This window comes from Arthrobacter sp. RIT-PI-e (genome assembly GCF_001187915.1).
Classification (GTDB): Bacteria; Actinomycetota; Actinomycetes; order Actinomycetales; family Micrococcaceae; genus Arthrobacter_D.
The window spans coordinates 1-5277 of sequence record NZ_LGIU01000031.1 but is presented as its reverse complement, the minus strand read 5'-3'; the positions used below and the strand labels follow the sequence as shown (position 1 = coordinate 5277).

Sequence of the window (5277 nt, the reverse complement as noted above, 5' to 3'; positions counted from 1 at the left end):
CCGCTCCCGACTCCACTCGGCCCTGGGCTACACCACGCCAATAGAACACGAGCAATTACTCGCCAGCAATAAAGCTCAGCCGGCATAAGCCGCCTGATCAACTGTCCACAACTTGCGGGCAACCCCACGGGCAGGGTTACGGCGTTGGTGGGGCCTAATGGTTCCGGTAAGTCCACTGTGCTGCGTGGTCTGGGGAGATTGCATCCTGTCAGTGCAGGTGAAGTGACCCTTGCCGGGGCTGAGGACGTGGGGGATGGTACGAGGCCGGCCAGGCGGTCGATGATGGCGTTGAGTGTTCGTGAGTTCGCTCAGGAGGTCACTTTGTTCGCCCAGTCTCGTACGGCCCCTGAGGGGTTGAGCGTCCGGGAGGTGGTCTCATTCGGGCGGCACCCATATAGGCGGCGATTCGCTGGCATGAGCGATCATGACCGTCTGGTGATCGATTCCGCGATGACGGTCACCGGTGTCAGCAGTATGGCCGGGCGTGCGGCCGGTGAGCTTTCCGGAGGAGAGTTACAGCGTGTGTGGCTGGCGGCGTGTCTGGCCCAGGAGACCGGAGTGGTCTTACTGGATGAGCCGACGAACCACCTCGATCTGCGCTACCAGGTCGAGACACTGGACCTTATCCGTGACCTCGCTGATCTTCAGGGCGTTGCCGTCGGGGTGGTATTGCATGACCTGGACCACGCCGCACGCGTCGCCGATCACCTCATTCTGATGAGATCCGGGCAAGTCCTGGCAGCTGGTGAACCGCGAGAAGTACTGACCGCGGAGAACATCGAGACCGCCTATGACCTTCGGGTCGATGTCAGCGTCGATGAACGCACGCGCCGGCTCCGGATTGATCCTCTCAGCCGGCACGCCCCTCGCTCAGGCGAGGGCATCACCACAATTTCTCAAGTCCCGCACACGTCTTGAAAGGACACTCCATGATCCGTCCCCACCATCTGGTTCTTCTCGCCATGACAGGAATCACAGCACTGACCTTGAGTGGCTGCGGAACAACTGATGTGAGCTCTGCGACCGGCGTGACCGGTGAAGCGGTCTCCTCGCAGAGTTGCGCCGATGACACGACCACGACGACCACCGATCCGGTGTCGGTCGTTGACAGCCTTGGCCGGACTGTCGAGCTCGACAAGCCCGCTGAACGGGTCGTGGTCCTGGAGTGGCAGCAGACCGAGGATCTTCTGTCCCTGTGTGTGACGCCTGTGGGCGCTTCCTCGATCGAGGGGTACGACCTCTACGTCAGCGCCGAGCCGATGCCTGAGGGTGTGACCAGTGTGGGTGAGCGGGGCGAACCCGATCTCGACGCCTTGTACGGTGCTGACCCCGATCTGATCATCATGGAGGCCTACAACGGGGACGACGAGCTTCTGAAGAAGCTCGAAGAGCGCGACGTGCCCGTCCTGGCGACCATCGGCTCCGACGCCAACGGTCAGATCGCGAACATGAAGAAAGTTTTCTCCCTGATTGGTGAGGCCACCGGTCGCACGGAGCGGGCCGATCAAGTACTCGCGGACTTCGACCGGCATCTTGCCGACGCGAAAGCCGACGTCGCGGACGCGGACCTGGCGACCACTGATTTCGTCTTCTTCGACGGGTGGATCGAAAGCGGCAACGTCACCATCCGCCCCTATGGGGAAGGCGCTCTCTTCACCGAATTGGGTGAGGAACTCGGTCTGACGGGTGCGTGGACCGATGAGATCGATGAGTCCTACGGTAGCGGTGGAGTCGACCCATCCTACGGTCTCGCTCAAACCGATATCGAGGGTTTGACGGCCGTCGGTGAGGCGAACATCATCTACGCCAATGATGGGACAGCCGAGAGCTATGTCGGTGAGCTCCTGAAGAGCCCCATCTGGACGTCACTGCCGGCAGTTGAGGAAGGACGCGCCTTCGAGTTCCCGCCGGGTGTCTGGGGAGCCGGCGGACCGCGTTCGGGTGAACAAGCCATCGACGCATTCGTCGATGTCATCGTAGGAACGTGACCACTTCACACACTGCCGCCCCCGCCGGTCATCACCTCGAGAACGAGGGGATGACCGGCGGGGCTTTGTCATCGTGGCGAAGCATCATCAGCGGAGCCGGATGCCTGGTCGTGCTGGTCATAGCCGTGATCACCGTCGGGCTGTGGCATCTGACCCAGGGAACATCCGGGATAGGCGCAAGCGAATTACTGCGTGCCTTCCGCGGTGAGGATGTGAGCATCAACGGGGTACCGGTCAAGGACATTTTCACCGGGTCTCGGCTGCCGAGGCTCTGCGCCGGGATCCTCGTCGGCTTCGCTCTCGGAGTTGCCGAATCCCTCCTGCAGTCGATCACCCGTAATCAGCTGGCGTCCCCTGACACGCTGGCAGTGACCGCGGGGGCGTACTTCTCGTTGACCATGGTCGCCGCCTTCGGTCTGGCCGTCCCACTGTGGGCATCCAGTGGTGTCGCCTTCCTCGGTGGGATCCTTGCTGCAGTCCTCGTTCTGGGACTGACCGGTCGGGCCGGCGAAACCTCCACGACTCGTCTGATCCTCGCCGGGTCCGCCATCGCCATGGCCTTGGACGCCGGTAGCGCGATGCTTCTGATCCTGTTCAGGGAAAACACCACCGGTCTCTTCGCCTGGGGCAGTGGATCTCTCACACAGCTCAACCTCGATGCCTCCACCCGCGCTGCACCCTTGATCATCGGTGTCCTGCTTCTCGCCCTGCTCTTGTCGCGTCGGCTCGATGTCCTCGGCCTCGGCGAGGACACTGCGTCGTCTCTGGGCGTACCTGTCCGCTCGACCAGGATCATGGCGGTGCTCTTCGCCGTGCTGCTGACAAGCACATCCGTCACCCTCGCCGGCCCGATCGCGTTCATCGGTTTAGGCGCCCCCGTCCTGACACGTCTGATCGCCCACCGGATCCAGGCCCTGCGACGTCATGGTCTTCTCGTTCCCGCTACCGGGCTCATCGGAGCGCTCCTGATTCTTCTCGCCGACGCGACCCTACGTACGATTCTCGGAGCTGAAGGTGCTGCCTCCGTCCCTACCGGGATACCGACAGCCCTGATCGGCGGGGTGATCATCGTGATCCTCGCCCTTCGGATGCGTGACTCGGGTACAGCGCGGGCGGCTGCTCCTGCCCGCTCCGCACTACGAACCCGCACACGTTTCACCACTGTTCTCGTGCTCACATCCGCAGCACTTCTCGCCGCGATGCTGGTCGGTCTACTTGCCGGGAGCCTATGGCTGCGCACCGGCGACATCATCCTTTGGATACAGCACGCCGCTCCCGACCTGATCTCCCGGGCACTTGATGAACGCGCCCCACGCATCGGCGCTGCTGTTCTCGCAGGAGCAGCACTCGCCCTTGCCGGTACCGCCGTTCAAGGCACCGTCCGCAATCCCTTAGCCGAACCGGGTCTCCTCGGAATCACCGCAGGCGCCGGGCTGGGCGCCGTCATCGTCGTCACCACCGGTATCGGCGGAGGAGGGCGCCCAGCACTGATCACGATGGCCGTGCTCATGGGCTTGGCGACCTTCGCCCTGATCACCCTCCTCGCCTCGCGGGGGGGGTCTACTACCGGACCGCTTCGTCCTGATCGGGATCGGGTGCGGATACGCGCTGAGCGCGGTGAGTACCTTCCTCCTCCTACGCTCAGACCCATGGAAAACACCGAGGATCCTCACCTGGCTGTCGGGCACCACATACGGCCGATCGTTACCGGACATCCTGCCCGTCATGGTGGTCCTCGTCCTCGCAGTACCCCTGCTCTGGGGTATACGCCGTCACCTCGATCTGCTGGCAATCGACGAAGACACCCCACGCATCCTCGGAGTACCACCACATCGCCTACGCCTTGGCGCCCTGGCTCTGGCAGCACTACTGGCGGCCGTGTCCGTCGTCGCGGTAGGCACCGTCGGGTTCGTCGGACTCATCGCACCGCACCTGGCCCGCAGTCTCGTAGGCGCACGCCACAACCGGGTCATCCCCGTCGCGATGCTCCTCGGGAGCCTCCTGGTCCTCATCGCCGACACCTTGGGGCGAACACTCATCGCACCGTCTCAACTACCCGCAGGTCTGATGATCGCCCTGATCGGCGCACCGTACTTCGTGTGGCTACTGAACCGTGCACGCAACTAGCCACCACACCATACTCATACCCACCCGACATCGACTTCGACTTCGCCGAGAAGCATCACAGACGATCACCACCGGAGGTGCGTAGAGGCTGTTAATCGGATGACCGGATCACGCAGAAAGATGATCCTCGAGCGTCTTCACGACGAACGATGCCATAGCATCCGCACCGAAGTGATCATCAGCGCTCATCGTCACCACCGCATCCCCGCGAAAAATCAGAAGCTGCCCATACGCCCCGTGTAACCTCCAGGCCTTTCCTGGGCCACCCCAACCAGCCAGGGCATAACGCTCGTACCCAGGGTTGACGCCGGCTGCCACCCACGCAGAGTGCATCGCCTCGATATGCTCGCCCGACACCAGTTCACGTCCCTGCCACCGACCTCCATCACGGATCAGCCGCCCGATCCTTGCGAGCTCCTCGATCCGCAGGCTCAGCCCACCACCTGCAACAACGTAGCCTCGCGGGCAGCGCTCCCACTCGACACCAGCGATACCAAGGGGTTCGAACAAGCGCGGTACCAGATATTGCACAACATCGCCGGCCACGGAGGCGAGCACCCGCATCGCCGTATAAGTACTCGCATTCGAATACTGAAAGACACGGCCAGATGAAGGACGGCTGAGAAACTCCACCGCCAGATCAGGCCAGTCAGTCATCATCGTCTCCGACCAGGCCAACCCAATACCACTGGTCATCGATAAAAGATGACGGAGGGTCACCTCCTCAACGCCTCTACCCAGCAACACACCCGGCACATAGGTCCTCACCGGCTCATCCCAAGAAACCAGACCCTCATCAGCAGCAATACCCGCAGCCATAACACACACCCCCTTAGCAACCGAATGAACATCTCGGCGCCTATCAGCCGACCACAGAAACCCCGCAGAATCCTCACCCAGCAACACATGCACCCCATGAGCGGTGAAATCAGAAGCATCCACTTCGCCCACTATCCGATCCCGAACACCAGCCGCATCCATCACACCCCCATCCTCCCCGGTAGAGGAAGCATTGCTACAACGTGACCGGTGACCCATGAGATGCGAGGCACGAGGAGGAGACACATAGCTTCCGTGTCGTTCTTCGAGTCCACTCAAAGACAGCTTGAGGTGCCTCGAACCTCCGTTTGCGCTTTTCAGCAGGAGATCAGGGCTTCCTGGT

Annotated in this window: 3 protein-coding genes and 1 pseudogene; 3 read left to right on the top strand and 1 reads right to left on the bottom strand. The window is 62.3% G+C overall.

The genetic code is table 11. The annotated features are described in order from the left end of the window. Positions 1-84: 84 nt before the first annotated feature. From AC792_RS15955 to AC792_RS17600, 3 genes and pseudogenes are all read left to right on the top strand, one after another. Positions 85-918, top strand: a complete 834-nt coding sequence (locus tag AC792_RS15955; protein WP_082177245.1) for an ABC transporter ATP-binding protein — start codon at positions 85-87, stop codon at positions 916-918. A gap of 11 nt (positions 919-929) precedes the next feature. Continuing rightward, a complete protein-coding gene (locus AC792_RS01365; protein ID WP_049828799.1) occupies positions 930-1988 on the top strand; it encodes an iron-siderophore ABC transporter substrate-binding protein in 1059 nt (352 codons plus the stop codon). 50 nt (positions 1989-2038) lie between these two features. Next, positions 2039-4115, top strand: a pseudogene (locus AC792_RS17600) (iron ABC transporter permease). A 108-nt stretch (positions 4116-4223) separates the two neighbouring features. On the opposite strand, the gene AC792_RS01355 reads toward AC792_RS17600, so the two are convergent. After that, positions 4224-5096: a serine hydrolase domain-containing protein gene (locus tag AC792_RS01355; protein WP_049828801.1), complete on the bottom strand. Its 873-nt coding sequence runs from the start codon at positions 5094-5096 to the stop codon at positions 4224-4226. Positions 5097-5277 lie beyond the last annotated feature (181 nt).

What these genes read in the sequence shown, in the direction of transcription:
- AC792_RS01365 (WP_049828799.1), top strand. Translation starts at nt 930, where the DNA reads ATGATCCGTCCCCACCATCTGGTTCTTCTCGCCATGACAGGAATCACA.
- AC792_RS01355 (WP_049828801.1), bottom strand. Translation starts at nt 5,096, where the DNA reads ATGGATGCGGCTGGTGTTCGGGATCGGATAGTGGGCGAAGTGGATGCT.